Annotated in this window: 15 protein-coding genes; 3 read left to right on the forward strand and 12 right to left on the reverse strand. The window is 53.9% G+C overall.

The window, feature by feature from the left end:
* Nucleotides 1-2 precede the first annotated feature (2 nt).
* From EKM84_RS02085 to EKM84_RS02095, 3 genes are all read right to left on the reverse strand, one after another.
* Nucleotides 3-794, reverse strand: coding sequence for a phosphotransferase family protein (locus EKM84_RS02085; RefSeq protein ID WP_125763159.1), 792 nt, complete (start codon nucleotides 792-794; stop codon nucleotides 3-5).
* Between the two features lie 61 nt (nucleotides 795-855).
* A complete protein-coding gene (locus tag EKM84_RS02090; protein ID WP_125763161.1) occupies nucleotides 856-2,082 on the reverse strand; it encodes an ABC transporter permease in 1,227 nt (408 codons plus the stop codon).
* Nucleotides 2,079-2,813: an ABC transporter ATP-binding protein gene (locus tag EKM84_RS02095; protein ID WP_125763163.1), complete on the reverse strand. Its 735-nt coding sequence runs from the start codon at nucleotides 2,811-2,813 to the stop codon at nucleotides 2,079-2,081. Before EKM84_RS02095 ends, EKM84_RS02090 begins: the two co-directional genes overlap by 4 nt.
* Before the next feature lie 1,011 nt (nucleotides 2,814-3,824).
* Here EKM84_RS02095 and EKM84_RS02100 point away from each other — a divergent pair.
* The 3 genes from EKM84_RS02100 to EKM84_RS02110 all read left to right on the forward strand — a co-directional run bounded on the left by EKM84_RS02100 (nucleotide 3,825) and on the right by EKM84_RS02110 (nucleotide 5,642).
* The gene (locus tag EKM84_RS02100; protein ID WP_191988056.1) at nucleotides 3,825-4,283 is read left to right on the forward strand and encodes an HIT family protein; all 459 of its coding nucleotides are present in this window, start codon (nucleotides 3,825-3,827) and stop codon (nucleotides 4,281-4,283) included.
* A 2-nt stretch (nucleotides 4,284-4,285) separates the two neighbouring features.
* Entirely contained in the window at nucleotides 4,286-4,606 is a 321-nt protein-coding gene (locus EKM84_RS02105; protein ID WP_125763167.1) for a hypothetical protein, read from the forward strand.
* 112 nt (nucleotides 4,607-4,718) lie between these two features.
* On the forward strand, nucleotides 4,719-5,642 hold the full coding sequence (locus EKM84_RS02110; protein ID WP_125763169.1) for a peptidylprolyl isomerase PrsA: 924 nt from the start codon (nucleotides 4,719-4,721) through the stop codon (nucleotides 5,640-5,642).
* Between the two features lie 119 nt (nucleotides 5,643-5,761).
* Here EKM84_RS02110 and EKM84_RS02115 read toward each other — a convergent pair whose 3' ends face one another.
* The 9 genes from EKM84_RS02115 to purM form a co-directional block, all read right to left on the reverse strand.
* Complete coding sequence (locus EKM84_RS02115; protein WP_125763171.1) at nucleotides 5,762-6,739, reverse strand: 3'-5' exoribonuclease YhaM family protein; 978 nt, start codon at nucleotides 6,737-6,739, stop codon at nucleotides 5,762-5,764.
* 11 nt (nucleotides 6,740-6,750) lie between these two features.
* Nucleotides 6,751-9,378 (reverse strand): ATP-binding protein, encoded by a 2,628-nt coding sequence (locus EKM84_RS02120; protein WP_125763173.1) that lies wholly within the window; start codon nucleotides 9,376-9,378, stop codon nucleotides 6,751-6,753.
* A complete protein-coding gene (locus EKM84_RS02125) occupies nucleotides 9,368-10,582 on the reverse strand; it encodes a DNA repair exonuclease (protein WP_125763175.1) in 1,215 nt (404 codons plus the stop codon). The genes EKM84_RS02120 and EKM84_RS02125 overlap by 11 nt, the downstream gene beginning before the upstream one ends.
* A gap of 90 nt (nucleotides 10,583-10,672) precedes the next feature.
* Nucleotides 10,673-11,017, reverse strand: coding sequence for a YlbF family regulator (locus EKM84_RS02130; protein WP_125763176.1), 345 nt, complete (start codon nucleotides 11,015-11,017; stop codon nucleotides 10,673-10,675).
* A gap of 88 nt (nucleotides 11,018-11,105) precedes the next feature.
* Nucleotides 11,106-13,199, reverse strand: coding sequence for a PBP1A family penicillin-binding protein (locus tag EKM84_RS02135; protein ID WP_125763178.1), 2,094 nt, complete (start codon nucleotides 13,197-13,199; stop codon nucleotides 11,106-11,108).
* A gap of 174 nt (nucleotides 13,200-13,373) precedes the next feature.
* The gene (locus tag EKM84_RS02140) at nucleotides 13,374-13,841 is read right to left on the reverse strand and encodes an arginine repressor (protein ID WP_125763180.1); all 468 of its coding nucleotides are present in this window, start codon (nucleotides 13,839-13,841) and stop codon (nucleotides 13,374-13,376) included.
* Between the two features lie 217 nt (nucleotides 13,842-14,058).
* Nucleotides 14,059-15,297 carry a phosphoribosylamine--glycine ligase gene (purD, locus tag EKM84_RS02145; protein ID WP_125763182.1) on the reverse strand — a complete coding sequence of 413 codons (1,239 nt, stop codon included), beginning with the start codon at nucleotides 15,295-15,297 and terminating at the stop codon, nucleotides 14,059-14,061.
* A gap of 23 nt (nucleotides 15,298-15,320) precedes the next feature.
* Nucleotides 15,321-15,899 carry a phosphoribosylglycinamide formyltransferase gene (purN, locus tag EKM84_RS02150; protein WP_125763184.1) on the reverse strand — a complete coding sequence of 193 codons (579 nt, stop codon included), beginning with the start codon at nucleotides 15,897-15,899 and terminating at the stop codon, nucleotides 15,321-15,323.
* Nucleotides 15,892-16,917, reverse strand: coding sequence for a phosphoribosylformylglycinamidine cyclo-ligase (purM, locus tag EKM84_RS02155; RefSeq protein WP_125763186.1), 1,026 nt, complete (start codon nucleotides 16,915-16,917; stop codon nucleotides 15,892-15,894). The genes purN and purM overlap by 8 nt, the downstream gene beginning before the upstream one ends.
* Nucleotides 16,918-16,921: the final 4 nt, after the last annotated feature.

Below are 16,921 nucleotides of genomic sequence, written 5' to 3' on the forward strand. Positions count from 1 at the left end.
ATTTAATCAGTTACTGACTCACGCGTCAGCTTTTCGAGTAAAATTAAATGTTGATTCATGATTTGAAAACGCTGTTGGTGGAAACTCTCCGCGATAACGCTCAAGCAGTGCACCCGCGCATACCAGTTGACCCGCGCGGTCAGGTCCGGCGTTGTCGTCTCGCCGTAATCCTGTAACCAACGCTGCCACTCTTCCAGGGGCACGTACTCACAGAGCAGTGCACCCAGGTCGAAGGCGGGATCCGCGAACGTGGCTGCGTCCCAATCCACCAGGTAAAGCCGTTGGCGGTCGGATAACAACCAGTTCTTATGATTCAAATCACCATGACAAACTTCATAATGCGTCTTGGGCAGTTGCGGTTGCTCGTTTTGCAAGGTCGCAAAGGCTGATTGGATCAGCGGATGTTGGCGCAGGTCAGCGGCTAAGGCTGGCTGTAAGCGAGTTAACAACTGGGCGGGCGTGGTAAATCGTCCGCCGACTTTTAATAACATATCATGAAGCAGATGAGAATGATGGACCCGGTGGAGCAAGCGGGCGACCCGCTCTTCACGCATTTCACTGCGCCGTAGCGTCCGACCGTTTAGCCATTCCTGGGCCGTCATGACGTCGCCGGTGGCCAAACGTTTGGTCCAGACGAGCCGTGGCGTAATGCCCTCCATGGAGAGAGCCGCTAGAAACGGTGACGCGTTTTGTTTTAAGAACACCTTTTGTGACGCCTTGGTTCCCATGTACGCCGTGCCCGTATTACCGCCCAGCGGATACAGACTCCAGCCGTCACTAATATCTAGTGCCATGCGTGCCACCCCTCCTCGATTTGTCAGCTATTATTAATTCTATGGGGAAATGGTGGCCACGTCAAGCCTTATTTTTATCGGCACGCGCTAACCGTTGCGGCGTGTAGATTCTAGCAAGATACCAAACTTCGACGGCCTCGACCAGCAAGGTGATTCCCGCCGTTTCCAACTGCCGATTGGCAATCACGACGACCACCCACAACAGGAGCGCCGCCGTGCTGAGAATCAGCGTGACCAATTTGACGAAACTCTTGAGCCGAAACTCTGGCAGGACGGGATAAACGTGCGTGAAGACCACGTCGTCGTACTGCTGGAAGAATGGCAGAAGCTGGAAACCAATCAGGTAGATGAACAGAGCCGCCAGGAAGACGGGCAACCACTGCCCGCGCACGAAGTACAGCAGGAGCATGCCGATGACCGTCAGGCGAACGACCAACCCACTGAAATCGGTGCCCCGGACCATCCCGCGGCTAAACAGGTACAGGTACGTTTGACTGTGCTTGGGTTTGATCCCGGTAAAGAGCCAGTCCAGGTAACGCCGCCGCTTGATGGTGCCCGAAACCATCGGCACCTCGGTAAAAAGATTGAAGAAACGGTAAATCCCCAGCATCCGGTTGTCTTCGAGCTTGATCTGCTCGCGCCAGCGAATCTGTTGCTTTTGCCAATGTTGTTGGAACCAAACGGCCACTGCCCCGTCAGCGACGAGAGCCAGCACCAAGGCCACGTAAGGCGTGACCCACAGGCCGCTAGCAATCACGATGATGGCTAGTAACCACTTGAATCCCCACTGGTTCATCCGGCGTTGCCCGGTCACCTGGTAGGCACTGGCCAGGTCCAACCGGAGGAGGCTATCCTTCAAGACGATTTGAGCCACCGCGAGGATCAGAATCTTAGCCACGGTCCAGTGCAGGGCCACACTCAGAAATGATGCCAGAATGAATAGCGTGATGACCTGCGTGCATTGCGCCAGAAACTGGCTGTAACGCCGCGCGGCCACGAAGTAATCGTGCATCGCCCGCTCCTTTGGCAGGAGGAAGACACGGTCGGCATCCTCAATCAGCGTCGCGAACCGACCAATCTGGGCCACGATGACCAACACCAGCAACGCTACTACCGGCGCCCACCACAGGCCCGGCTTTAATGATTTTAAAATGTTGGAGTAGCCCAGTCCCAGGCCACCCATGAAGAACAGTAACGCAAAGACGAAGAAATCATTGAACACCAGCCGCAAATACTTGGCCATTTCCCGGAGATGGCGCTGCAGCCGGTTCTTGAATAACTCTCTCATGCGCGGTCGACCTTGGTCATCGACAGGTAAATATCATTCAGCGATTCCCCCGCTTCCGGAAGAGCGGCTTGCAATTCACTGAGAGTGCCTTCGGTCTTGACCTGGCCGTCGTGCAAGAGCACGAAGCGGTCACAGTACCGTTGGGCCGTATCCAACACGTGGGTCGACATCAAGATGCTGGCCCCGGTCTTCTTACGGGCTTCGATTAAGTTTAAGAGGTCATTGACGGCCAGTGGGTCCAGGCCCAGGAAGGGTTCGTCAATGATGAACAGCTTGGCTTGGGTCAAAAAGGCACAGACGATCATGACCTTTTGCTTCATCCCCTTGGAAAAGTTGGCGGGGAACCAGTCAAGCTTGTTGTCTAATCGGAACGTCTTTAACAATTTATGCGCCGTGACCCAGGCCTTCTCCTGGTCCAGATCATAGGCCATCATGGTCATTTCCAAATGTTCTCGCAACGTGAGCTCCTGATAGAGCACCGGCGTTTCGGGAATGTAAGCAATCTGTTGTTTGTAGGCTTGGCTATCTTGATCAATAGTCACCCCGTTCAGACTGATTTTCCCTTTGTGGGGGGTCAGTAGGCCGATCACGTGATTAATTGTGGTCGATTTCCCGGCCCCGTTCAATCCAATGAGCCCAACTAATTCACCGTCTTTAACGTCAAAACTGATATCTTTTAAGACGGGAATTTGTGAGTAACCACCCACGACATGGCTGACTTCTAGTGCCATTATGCATCCCTTCATTTCCTTTGAATTAACCGCCCTATTATACCATACGTGGCCTTAGGGTTGCTTTTATCTTGTTGGCGGGGTGGGGCCTTCGTCTGCTTGACTTGTTCGGCGCCTAAGCCCGTAAGTCAAAAGATTAAGAACACCTGACACTTGGCCGCCTGCGGCTTCCAGGTACTACGCCTGCTGTGGAGAACGGTTCCGGCCTGAGGAGCGGTCCTGCACCTCGCTTTGAAACCTCGCTTAGGGTCGCGAGTTTCCAAAGTCGTCCCGTGCTGTAGGCTGAGAAAGGCCCTCAGCCAACACCACCGACACAGCCGTCTCCGTACCTGGCTTCCTCCGGCTCTGATGGTGCGTTGTCCTTTCTTTTGGCTTGGAGCTTAGGGTCAAGGTCAAGGGCGAGGCCCGCCACGCCAACTAGTTGGACGTAGGACCGGCCACGGATGGGATAATCGGTCAGTTTCTGTTTGGTATGCACTTCTACCTTAATTGTACTTAGTCTTCACCACTTTACGTTGTCTTGCACTTTGAGCACACTTCTGCCATGGATTCACACCTTTACCAACTACAAACATGTGCGACCACCCACTACCATTATCAATCTTATACACCGCCTGTCACCCCCAGTCCCCCAGTCACTGGACACCCCTGCTATATGATTACCACCTATTTTCATACACCAACTCGGATGCCCCAACCGACACCAGTGTCAGCTCCGGACAGGTCAACGGAGCCGGAGGCAGTCAGACCCGCCCCCCTGTGTCGGTGGTGTTAGTCTGAGCGATTTTTCTCAGGCTTACAGCACGGGATGTCTTTTGAGACCGGGTCTCAGGCTCAAAAGCAAGACTGAAGACCGCCCTTTGGCTTCGGTCGGTCCCCACAGGGGGGCGGGTCTGAACTGACGCAGGTGGAGTTGACCTGTCCGGAGCGGCTCCACGCTTGGGTCGTTGGTTGGGGTCCCCGGAGCAATGGTGTATAATGAGGGAAATCGAAGTGAAAGAAGGAGTTTTCATGGATCAAATGACCCTAGAACCACACTACGCTGACGACTGTATCTTTTGTAAAATCTTAACCGGGGACATCCCCAGCTACACCGTTTACGAAGACAACATCGTCAAGGCATTTCTGGATATCTCGCAAGGGACGCCCGGCCATACGTTGGTGATTCCGAAGACCCACGTTCAAGATATCTTTGCTTACGACGCCGACCTCGCTGCCGCCGTCTTCTCTCGGATTCCTAAGATTGCGCGCGCCGTTAAGGCTTCTGACCCGGCCATCACCGGGATGAACATTTTAAACAATAATGGGAAAGTGGCTTACCAATCCGTTTTCCACTCCCACATCCACCTGGTTCCTCGTTACACCGACCAGGATGACTTCAAGATGATCTTCAAAGACAACTCCGACAATTACACCCCCGCCGACTACGCTGCGATTCAAGAAAAAATCAAAGCACAATTGGAGGGTTAATTATGGGACTTGGTCGTTTTCTAACGGGCACCACCCTCGCTGTCGGCGTTGGTTTGGCAGCCTACCTAACCCTCACGAAGCAGGACCCCCTTACCTGGGGCAAGAACGTCAAACAACAAGCTCAGCACACGGCCGCACAAATTGACGATATTCGTCAAGCCAAGGATCGCGTGGCACAACGCGCAACCGGATTGACGGCAGCCCTGACCGCTGCCCAACCGGTTTTGGATGACATTCAGACCGACGTCGATAAGTTTGCGTTTAAGATTGCCCCGCGGGTATCAGCGATTCAAGAAATTTTGGATGAACACGCTGGCGAGTAATTTTGAACTTTTTGTAAAGCTTTGCCGACCTTTTTCGGTTTGCCACTATTTGTGTTATGATGTTTGAGTATGGTGCTTGCACCAATTTTGATGAATGGATGTGTTGAGGAATATGAAGAAATGGTTTATCGCCTTCGCTGGCTTGTTACTGACTGTAACGCTTGCCGGTTGCGGCAGCCAAACCGTTGCCACCACTAACGGTGGTAAGATTACCGAAAGTGCGTACTACAGCAGTTTAAAGGGTACCTCTTCTGGTAAGCAAGTCTTGCAACAAATGATTTTGAACAAGGTCTTGGAAAAGCAATACGGTAGCAAGGTCAGCAAGTCTGCTGTTACCAAGCAATTCAATACCTACAAATCACAATACGGTTCATCATTCAAGAGCGTTCTTTCCCAAAGTGGGATGACGGAATCCAGCTTAAAGACTGAAATCCGTTCGAACTTACTTTTGAAGGAAGCCGTTAAGGATAACGTGACGGTTAGTGACGCGCAACTCAAGAAGCAATTCAAGAGTTACCAACCAAAGGTCACCGTTGCCCACATCTTAGTATCTAAGAAGTCCACTGCTAACACGGTTATCAGCGACTTAAAGGGTACCAAGAAGAGCAACTTGACTAGCGAATTCACGAAGTTAGCTAAGAAGTACTCTACTGATACGGCTACCAAGAACAAGGGTGGTAAGTTGAGTGCCTTCGATAGCACCGACACTTCCCTGGACGCTACCTTTAAGAAGGCTGCCTTCAAGTTATCAACTGACGAATTCACCGCTACGCCTGTTAAGACGCAATACGGTTACCACGTCATCTTGATGTTGAAGAACCCTGGTAAGGGCACGATCAACGAACACAAGGCTGAATTGAAGAAGCAAATCATTGACAACGACATGAACGACAGCACCGTTCTGCACAACGTGGTTGCCAAGGTCTTGAAGAAGGGTAACGTTTCTATCAAGGATAGCGACTTGAAGAACATCCTTTCCGACTACCTCTCAACTAGCTCAAGTTCTAAGACGTCATCATCAGCTTCATCTAAATAATTAAACGTTTCCGTTTGGGGCACCGATCATCTGGTCGGCGCCCTTTTTGTTTGCCCTGACAACTTAAAAAAGACGCCGCCAGTCTCCCGTGTGAGAGATTGACGACGTCCTATTTGACCTTAGTCTTCTGTTGGTGGTTGTGGCGTGGTGCTGGATGGCCGGTAGAAACGACGGCCGTCCATGGCGAAGACCCGTTCGGAGAATTCACCGGGTTCCGTGTGGGCCACGACCGTGTCGAGCATCATGATGGAGGCATCGAGTTCGTCCAATTGATGCAAAACGTCCGCCTCTCGCAAGGCTGGCCGCACCGGTGAGCCGTACTCGAGCAACCCATGGTGACTGAGAATCATGTGCCGGAGTAGCAGCACGTCCTCGGCCTGTGGATCAAGCTTCAGCGTGTCACAGGCCCGGACCAGTTCCCCATCGATCAACACGATGTGCCCGACCAGGTTGCCGGCCAGCGTGTAGACCGTCGACTTGGGCCCGGACAGTTCAATCGTCTTACCCAGGTCATGCAGGATGGCTCCGGCGAATAGCAACGGTGCGTTCAGGTCTGTATACTGCTTCACGACCGCGTGCGCCAATTTCAAAATGGAAATCGTGTGGAATGCCAAGCCCCCTTGGAACGCGTGGTGGTTACTCTTGGCGGCCGGGTACGTGTAAAACTTATCCGCGTATTCCGCAATCAGCTTACGGACGAGCCGATTCCAGGTTGGCTGCGTGATTTCAAAAATGGTTTGGGTAATGTACTCTTCCATCTCCGCGCGTGACATGGGCGCCTGTTCAATAAAGGCGTTGGGATCACTCGGTTCACCTGGATGGGTCAAGCGCAGATGGAAGATCTTGATTTGCGGGTGCGTTTGGTAGTTCTCGCGCTTTCCCTGTAAGTGCACGACCCGACCGGCCACGTAGTTTTCCGTGTCGTCCGGTGAGGCATCCCAGTATTTGCCAGAGATTTCACCCGACTGGTCCTCGAAGACCAGCGCGATGTATTGCTTCCCGTTCTTGGCCGTGCGGACGTCCGCCGACTTCAGGAGGACGAAGAGGTCAACGGCTTCGTCGACCCCATAGTCCATTAATTGTTTCGTTGCCGCCATATGTGTCCCTCCTAGTCATTTAACCGAATTAAGTTTCCCGTGTTTAACCGTTCGACGGCCGTATCCGCCGTCAAGAAAATGATTTGAACGGTCTGGCTAATTTCCGCCAATAAGGCGTACGCGGCTTGGCGCCGGTCCGCATCAAAGTTGACGAACCCATCGTCAATCAGCAACGGCATGGCGACCTGTTGCTGCATGACGATGGCAAATGCCAGTTTCACAGCCAAATCTAGCTGTTCCGCGGTTCCCCGGGAAAGCTGACCGACGTTGCGCCATGCCCCGTCGGCTCGCCGTACCCGTAAAGTCGTCGCGGTCAGTTCAATTTCAGTATACCGGTTTTCCGTTAATTTGCCATATAATTTGCTGGCCTGGGCCACAATTTGTGGGAGTCGGTCACCGGAAGCCGCGGCCAACGTCGCACTGATCCATTGACTGGTCAGGCGCTGTACCAGCCACTCCTGGGTCGTGGCCACCATTTGCGTTTCCAAATTAGCCAGGCGTTGGCGCAACGTGGCTTGGGTGCCGCTGGCTGTTAAATGGGCCAGTTGCCCCGCCAAGGTCGCCAACCGCGTTGTGGTTTGGTCCAGCGTCTGTTGGAGCTGCGCCTGTTGCGTTTGCGCTTGGGTCACGGAACCGGTCAGGGCCGCCTGATCAGCGACCTGTTGTAAGGCCGTCAGGTTGGCCGACCCAATCTGCTGGGCCAGCGTCGTCCGTTGTTGCGCCTGGCTTTGTCGTTCGCGTTGGGCTTGGTAGCGTTCATAAAAAGCTGCCACACTCCGCAGATTTCGCGTGCTCAGGAAGGTAGCCAGCGCATGACTAGCCTCGTCCGCAGCGCGTTGATCCGTGCGGAGACGTGCCGTCAGACTGGCCAGTTCGCCCGATTGGGTCTGGCTGGCCTGTTGGCGTGCCTGTAGATCAGCCAGTTGCGTGGCGACCGTGGCAAAATCGCTAGTCGCCAGTGAGGGCAAGACCTGGCCGACCGCCGCGAGGAAATCCGCGACCATCTGCTTGGCCTTGGCCAATTGGGCGCCCTGCGACTCCATTTGCCGGGACAAGCGTTCCCACTCCGCAATGGCGGTCTGAGCGGCCGACCACTGGGCTAATGGCACGTTCCCTAGGCCGTGGGCTTCGCCGATGACGTCTAACTGATTGGTCAGATCATCGACGAGGTGGCCTCCCTCGCGCAACTGCGCCTGGTTATCCCGAATATCAGCCGTTAGGTCCTCGAGCTCCCGGCTGGCCGGCGTACTGCTGTCGACCTGAAAGACACCGTAATACCCGACGGCGACCCCACACAGGGCCCCCACCAGCTTGAACAGTGTCCCGGGCAAGAGCAGCGAGCCAATCAGAACCACGAGTCCCACGGCCAACCAAATCAATTGCTTGTCGGCCAGTGGGTTGCGTTGCTGCTGACGGGTCGGCTGCTGTTGCTGGTAGCGTTCGTTCAGTTGATTCAGGTGTTGCTGGATACGTCGGCGTTTCTGATTAGCGGCGGTCAGGCGTTCCTGTAGGTCCTTGACCTGTTGCAGGGTCGCCAGTGAAAATGGCCGCGGCATCTGACCGCTTACCGCGTACTGGGTCTCCAGAGCTGTCGACCGTTGTTGTAAATCGCGTTGCTGTTCGGCCAACTGCTGTTGTGTCTGAGCAGCCTGTTGCATGGCTGGCAGTTGGGCCAGCAACGGATCGACCTGGGCGGCCACCGGCAAGTATTCCTGAAATAGCGGTGGCAACTGCGCCGTTTGCTGAAGGTCCTGGACGCGTTGCTGATCAGTGGTCAGGGCCTTTTCCGTCGCCGTGACCTGCCCGCGCAGCTGCTCGAGCTGGGTGGCGTCATCGGCGCTAAAACCACTCGGGACGGGCTGGTCGGCCAGTTGACCCAGTCGCTGCCACTCCGCAAATGCGGACCAGCTAGCCGCTTGTTGGGTCAGTTGGGCCGTGACTTGGCGTTGTTGCGCCAGTTGATCCTGCGTTTGGGCCTGCTGCTGACGCAAGTCCTGTTGTTCCCGCAACAACTGCCAGTAGGTCCCGTAGGCCGCATCCGCCTTGGCTAACTTATCCGTCAACTCGCGGTGGGCCTGTAGTTGTTGATTTAAAATGGGATTGCGTCCCTGCGGCTTGTAGCGGCTATCGGCCTGCTGGTCCAGCTGGTGGGCCTGCGTCAGCCAGAAATCACTGCCGACCGCCCCCACGTGTCGCAGACGGTCGATTAGTTCCTGCTTGGAGGCCGCAAAGACCTGGCCGAGCCGGGGTTCGTTGATGGCGTAAACGCTGGTGAACAATTGCTGGTCCACCGGTGCCAGGAGGCTCGCCAGGTTGTTGGCCGGTAGCGTCAGATTCGTGGTGTCGTTATGTAGCGTGACCTTGCCACCGTGGGGCCCCGCCGTTCGAGTGACGGTGTAGGTGACATCCGCCTGAACGAACTGAATTTCGCCACCGAACCGGCTGCCGTCGAGCGGTTCGTACCGCAACTCGGGATGCTTCTTGGTTGGAAAGCCAAAGAGAATGGCCGTGATAAATTGGGTCAGGGTCGACTTGCCGGCTTCGTTGGGGCCCACCAGAAAGTTGAGGCCGTCCGTCAATGCAAAGGTTCGGTCGTGAAAATGGCCGAAGCCGTAAATCGTCAAGCGCTTAAGCTTCATCGTGTGCCTCCTCTCCCATCAATTCCGCCAAGAGCGCTTCGGCCTGTGCGTGGACCTGCGTGGCCGTTTCGGGCTGCGCAAACCACTCGGCTAGCGCCGGATCTTGGGCTAATTTGCCAAAAGTTGTCTGTAAATTATCGGCGGTAAAGATTGTCGCCGCTCCTTGCTCCCAATAGGCTTGATCCAGTTGGGGCGCGACCGGCTGCGCTTGATTGGTCGCGAGCTTGACGCCAATCAGGTAGCGCTGGGCCACCTTCAATTGGCGGGCGTGAGTCCGCTGATAGAGTGCCAACCACTCACCATTTTTAAAACTGGTCAAGTCGGCCCCGGTCAATGCCGCGCCACTCACGGTTACCGCGGTCAACGTGGCTTGCGCGGCGACGTTGGTGCTGAGCCAGTTCGTCAGGGCAGTCGTCAGCTGTGGCAAGTCGGTGGCCGTGGACGTTAACGTGGCGGCATCCCAGAGAATTTCGGCGGTGGAGAAGAATTCCGGCACTAATTTACCGGCCTGACTGGTCACCAGGTAGGCCCCCTTCTCGCCCGTCTCATTGATACTGCGTCCCTGCGTGTTACCGGCGTACAGAATCGGTGGCTGTTCCGCCAGAAATTGTCGGTAGTGAATGTGGCCCAGCGCCCAGTAATCATAGCGTTTGGCTAACAGGTCGGCCACGTGAAATGGCGCATAGTGGTCGCTGGCTCCCGTGGCCACGGCGCCGTGCAGCATGCCAATGTGCCACTGCGTTTCGGCGTGGACCGGAAAGTCGGCCACCTGGTCCGTGGACACCCACCGCTCGGGATAGCTGAAACCACTCACCGCCACGGTCTCGCCGGAGGCCAGCGTCAACGTGTGAGTAGTCACGTTCGGTCCCAAAACCGTCACGTTGGCTGGATAGTTCACGGTCTGGTGTTGGTCGCCCAAATAATCATGATTCCCAAAACTAATAATGACGGGAATATGGTGGTCGTTTAACCGATCAAATTGTTGAAACAGATAGGCCTGGGCCGCCACGCTCTGTTCCGCCCGGTCAAACAGATCCCCCGCCAGCAACACAAAATCGACCTGCTCGGCAATGGCTCGGTCAAAGACCCGCGTCGCCGCCGTAAAGGTTGATTGCCGCACGATCGTCAGTAGGCTACTAGGGAGGGTCGTCAATCCCAGGAAGGGACTATCTAAATGTAAATCAGCTGCGTGAATAAATTTCATGAGTTTCCTCCCGCTTAACTGGGTCGAACAAAAAATCGTCGGCGCACCGACCTCCCAAAGTGAGTGGTTGCGCCGACGATTGACTGATGCTTAACCCGCGTAAATATCTTGAATGGGTTGCGTAATCGTTTTGTTTAATTGGTTCAACATGGAGTTGACACCGCGTTCGGCTTCCATTAAGTTCTTAACGGCGTCGATCTTGCCAACTTGGTCGGCAACCTCACGGGCATGCTTCATTTCATCGTCCGTTAATTGTTGACCAGACATTTGCTTTTGTTGCAAGTCCAGTTGAATCTTTTGAAAGTCTTTGAACAGCTTGTAGGTGTCAGCGTCTGCCTTCATCTCGTTAAATGCCGTTTGCAATGCTTTGAATTGATCTGAATCTTTGAGCGCTTGGGTCACTTGTTCGCCCAGCTCTACCATCTTGTCAGCCATTACGTTTCCTCCTCAGTGGGCGTGACGCCCATTTACAATACAAAGTCTATTGTAACATGTTAGGCGCTTTCATCCCACCCACATTTGGCTAATTCACGATGGAATTCCACCACGACTTCACCGTATTGGCGGCATCGCTGAAGGACTTGCCGGCGTTGTCAATCCCCTTTTGCACGGAATCCCAAACGTCACTGCCATCGGTAGAACTGCTACCGTTGTTTTCGGCCTTGGCAATCGTCGAGGCGTCCTTGGTGTTGAAGGCAGTCCCCTTTGTGTTCGGCAGGATACTCTGCATTTCCGCCTGGTAGAGCGGACCTTCGCCGGTACCACTGACGTTTTCCAAATGGTGCTTGCCGTTGGTGTTGTCAAAGCCTTCCCAGGTGGCCACGACCACGTCCGGCGTATAGCCGACGATCCATTTGTCACGGGTCGCATCGGAATCACCATCGGCTTCGGTGCTCCCGGTCTTCCCGGCAATCGTGTACCCATAAGGCTTGGCACTGACCCCGGTCCCGTAGTTGAAGACGCCCATCATCATGCTGGTCATCTGCTTAGCGGTCTTGCTGGACATGACCTTGGTCTTCTTAGCCGCGGAGTCGGACGTGTCGACGACCACATTACCGGACGCGTCGACGATCTTGCGAATGTAGTGGGCCGAGGACATGGTCCCGTTGTTGGCAAAGGCCGTGTAGGCTTGTGCCAACTGCTGCGGTGACACCCCGGTCTTCAAACCACCCAGCGCGAGCGCCAGGTTCTTGTCTGACTTGGTGACGGGGAGGCCGAACTTCTTGACGGCGTCATACCCCTTGTCCACACCAATCTTGTTCAGTAACCAGACGGCCGGCGCGTTCTTACTCTGCGCCAGTGCCTGATACATCGGCACCTTGCCGCTGTACTGGTTACCATAGTTGTGTGGCGAATACTTGTTGGTCCCATAGGATTGCTTCTTATCAGTCAACTCGGAATCATAGTAGTAGCCATTTTCCAAGGCTGGCGTGTAAACGGCCAACGGTTTAATGGTCGATCCGGGTTGGCGCCGCATCTGGGTGGCCCGGTTGTAGCCCCGGAACACGTGCTGACCCCGACCCCCAACCACGGCCTCGACGCCACCGCTATTGGGATCAATCGCGATGCTGGCGGCTTGAACCTTGGTGCCGTCGCTGGCATTGGCTGGGAAATAACTCGGATTCTTAAAGAGATTTTGCATTTGCGTCTGGTTGTTCTGGTCCAGAGAAGTATAGATTTTATACCCCTTGTTCATGATTTCCGACTCGGTCAACCCATATTTGCTAACGGCCTCATTGATGACGGCATCAAAGTAATACGGGTACTTATAACTATTCTTGTAGTTATAGGTGTCGCTGGTGGTCAACGCGGTGGCCTGATACTGCTTGGCCTGGGCGCTGGAAATACTGCCGGTATCCGCCATCAGTCCCAGAACGACATTCCGCCGTGACCGCGAGGCTTGGGGATGGTCAACCGGATTGTAGGCACTCGGTGACGTCAACATCCCCGCCAAAACGGCAGATTCGGGCACGGACAAATTGGCCGCCGTCTTGCCAAAGTAACGTTCGGCAGCGTCCTGAACCCCCCAGACGCCGTTACCAAAGTAAGCATTGTTCAAATACATTGAGAGAATGTCTTTTTTGCTATAAACATTTTCCACTTCAATGGAGAGAAACAGTTCCTTAAACTTCCGTGTGAACGTTTGCTCCTGTGTCAAGTAGGCATTCTTCACTAGTTGCTGGGTCAACGTACTCCCCCCGCCACTAATGTAGCCGCGCCGGAGCACCTTATTCTTGGCAAACAGGTAGAAGGCCCGCGCATACCCCTTGAAGGAAAAGCCGTATTCCTTGTAGAAATTACGGTCTTCGGTCGAAATGACCGCACCCTGAATGTTAGGCGAAATTTTCTTCAACGGCACGTAGGTCCCCTTCTGCGAATATAGGGTCCCCGCCTTATTATTTTTACGGTCATAGATCTGCGTCGGATTTTCCAGTGCAGCCTTCAGATCACCAACGTTGGCAGTCTTGGCCATAAAGGTCAGGTAGCCGCTTCCCACCAAAATGATGGTTAGAAAAATCACGATTAACCAACGGGTCAGTTGGAATCGCCGCCAGAAGCGTTTGAAGCGAGCTTTGAAGCCCGACCAAAAATTCTGATTAGGTTCTTGGTTATTCATAAAATAGCCTCTTCTTATCTCAATTGTAATAGACCTATTTTAGCATAGTCCAGCCAATCAGCCGACATTCACCCGAATCTTTAGCAAGCTTTAAATTAGCTTAACCGATTCAGGGCAACAAAAAAGCGATACTCAGCCAAAGATTCGGCCGGTACCGCTCGGTTTATTTCTAACTTAGTGCACAATTTCTGGATTCATTTCACCGGCGATTTCATCATGCAATTTTTCAGCAATCTCGGCGTTCGGACTGATGATGAAGATGGTGTCATGCCCCGCCAAGGTCCCAGCAATCTCTGGCATATTCAAATCGTCAAAGATGGCCGCCAGCAGGTTCCCGTTACTCGGCAGCGTTTTCAAAATGTTGACGAATTCTACCCGAGTTAAACCGGTCACGACTTCGTTAATGGTTTCCCGTAAATGTTCCTCTTCACTCCGGTTTCCCGCCTTGAAGATGGTGTAACGCAAATGGCCGTGGCCGTCTTGGGCCTTAACGATTTGCATTTCCCGGATATCCCGCGAGATGGTGGCCTGAGTCGCCTGAATACCCACCTCTTCCAGGTGTTCCATTAATTCTTCTTGAGTCCCAATGGGATACTGATTGATGAGTTGCTCGATGCGCGCTTGGCGAATACTTTTTTTCATGGCGACGACCCTCCCGCATAAAATTGCATTAAGTATAACAAAGGATGCGGAATTTGGCCACATGTCTCTGCATATTTATAAAGTAAGTGTACCAAATATTCGTTTTTAACGCAAAGAACCTTGCTTATTTGATTTACCGACTTTTGGGTAAACGAAAAAGTTTCGTGCCGCTGGTAGCCGACCCGGAACTTCGTATGCTTGCTATCTAGTATTGAACCTAATCTGACGCGTTCAGCCCATGGTCCCCAATATCGGTTCGGTAAATCAATGACCCCAGTGATAACCGGTCAAGTTGCTGGTAGACCCGTTGCTGTGCCGTCTTTAAATCAGCTGCGTGATCAGCCACCAGCATGACCCGACCACCGGTACTGGTCAGCTGTTCGGGCGTCCCACCCACACTGGCATAATCCGCCCCGGCGACGGTCGGCACGGGCACGCCAAGCTGTGGTTTACTGGGATAACCTGGTGCCGCTAAGACCACACCTAAATAAGTGTCCGTCGTTTGCCAGTCTAAGGTTGGCTGCTTGCCCTGTAACAGGTCGACGATAACCTGATAGAAATCACTCTGTAATTGTGGCAATAAAATCTGGGCTTCCGGGTCTCCTAGTCGCAGATTATATTCAATGACCTGGACCCCCGTTGGTGTCACGATGCCGCCGACGTACAGAACTCCGGCAAACGCCAGGTCATCAGCAATCAACCCGTCAATCGTGGGCTGAATAATCTTTTGCACCGTTTCTTGGAGAATATCGGCGGTCACCTGGGGCACTGGCGAATATGCCCCCATGCCCCCGGTATTAGGTCCCTGGTCCTGATTCAGCAAGCGCTTGTGATCCTGCGCCGTCGGTAATAACCCGTACCGATCACCCCCAACAAAGACCATCTGGGAAAATTCCCAGCCCGTTAAATGTGCTTCAATCAAGACAGGGCCCCCACCTGAGAAAGCGGCTTGCAGGGCTTCTTGGGCCATTTGGTGGGTCGTGGCTACCGTGACACCCTTCCCCGCCGCCAGGCCATCCACCTTAATCACCTGTGGCAGACTGGCCTGATCACTGTAGGCAATCGCGGTCGTCACGTCTTCAAATAACTGGTAATCAGCGGTTGGAATCCCGTGGCGCCGCATAAACGTCTTGGCAAAGACCTTAGAGCTCTCTAACCGTGCCGTTTGTTGTTTAGGACCAAATACCTGGAGTCCAGCCGCCTGGAAATAATCCACAATCCCCGCGGCCAGCGGCACTTCCGGTCCTACGACCGTTAATGCCACTTGATGTTGCTGGGCAAAGGCAACCAATTTGGCAAAATCAAGCTCAGCAATGGCAACCGTTTCGATCTGGTCCAATTGCATCCCCGGATTGCCCGGCGCACAAAAAACGGTCGTCACCTGGGGACTCCGCAATAATGCCTTGGCCATGGCATGCTCACGGCCACCGCTACCGATTACGAAAACTTTTGCCATAGTTGACTCTCCTCCATCTTTGCTTAGATTTTCTTCGTGGCAATCAATTCTGCTAAAACATCTGGATACAGCTCATGTTCAACCTGATGAATACGTTCCGTTAGACTAGCCAAGGTGTCGTTGGCGCTCACGGAAACCCGCTGCTGGCGAATAACTTGTCCCGTATCGATACCCGCATCAATAAAGTGGACCGTCACACCGGTCTCTGAGACGCCGGCCGCAAAGGCATCCGCTATACCCTGTCTACCCGGAAATTTGGGCAATAGCGCGGGATGTAAATTAATGATGCGGTGGGGATACGCCGCCAACAACGTTTTCCCCACAATACGCATGTAGCCCGCCAGCAGGATGGCCGCTACCTGATGGGCATGCAAGCTGGCTAAAATAGCCGTCTCGGCAGCCGCCTTCGTGGCAAAATCCTTGTAGTTAATCACGAGTACGGGAACGCCAACCGTCTCGGCCCGCTTAATAACGGGCGCATCGGCTTGATCACAAACCAGCAGCACGATTTCTGCCGGAATTTTTCGTTGCACAATGGCTGACTGCAGCGCACTAAAGTTGGTACCAGTTCCGGAAGCAAAAACAGCAATGTGTTTAACCATCCGTCACCTCCCGAAAAGTCACTGGATTTTCACCGGTGACAACCTGACCAACCTGGTAGGCGACTTGATCAACCGCGGCCAAACTTGCTAAGACCGGGGCAACCTGTTCTGGATGAACGACCAGTACCATCCCTAAACCCAAGTTAAACGTCGAACGGACATCCGTTGCCGTCAGTTGCCCCAACTCAGCCAGGACGGTCATGATTGGGGGTACTGGCCAACTGCCTAACTCAAATTGGGCACTTAACTTCTCCGGCAGGGCTCGCGCCACATTTTCAATCAGCCCCCCGCCCGTAACGTGGGCGATGCTGGCAACCAGTTTTTGTTGTAACAGTGGCAGGACGCTGCTGACATAGATTTTAGTGGGCCGTAATAGTTCTTCGCCAAGCGCGTGTCCCACCGTTGGAAAAACATGGCCGAGTGCAAAATGATGCTGTTTAAATAAGATATCTCGGACCAGACTGAAGCCGTTGGCGTGTAAGCCATTGGCTGGTAATCCAATCAACACATCGCCTGTCCGAACCTGACTCGGATCGAGCAAGGCCGACCGGTCCGCAATCCCCACCGCAAAACCTGCGAGGTCGTAATGACCGTGCGCATACATGTCTGGCATTTCAGCCGTTTCGCCGCCAATCAACGCGACGTCGGCCTCCTGACAGCCTGCGACCACGCCTTTCATGATAGCTGCTACTTGATTTTGATCAGTGTGGCCCAAGCCCAGGTAGTCTAAGAAAAATTGGGGGCGAGCCCCTTGCGCCAGAATATCATTCACACACATCGCAACTAGATCGATACCAATTGTCTCGTGACGTTGTGCCGCAATCGCCACCAATAATTTGGTCCCCACACCATCCGTCCCGGCAACCAGCACCGGATCATTCATGACCGTTTCGGCAGCCAACGGAAAGAGGCCTCCAAAGGCTCCCAGTTGGCGGTTACCACTTAATGCCTTCACGGTCTTCAGTACTTCATAGCCAGCGTTTAGATCCACACCCGCCTTTTTGTAGGCCTCACTCATGCCT

The sequence above is a fragment of the Levilactobacillus mulengensis genome, from assembly GCF_003946045.1.
GTDB classification, from domain to species: Bacteria; Bacillota; Bacilli; order Lactobacillales; family Lactobacillaceae; genus Levilactobacillus; species Levilactobacillus mulengensis.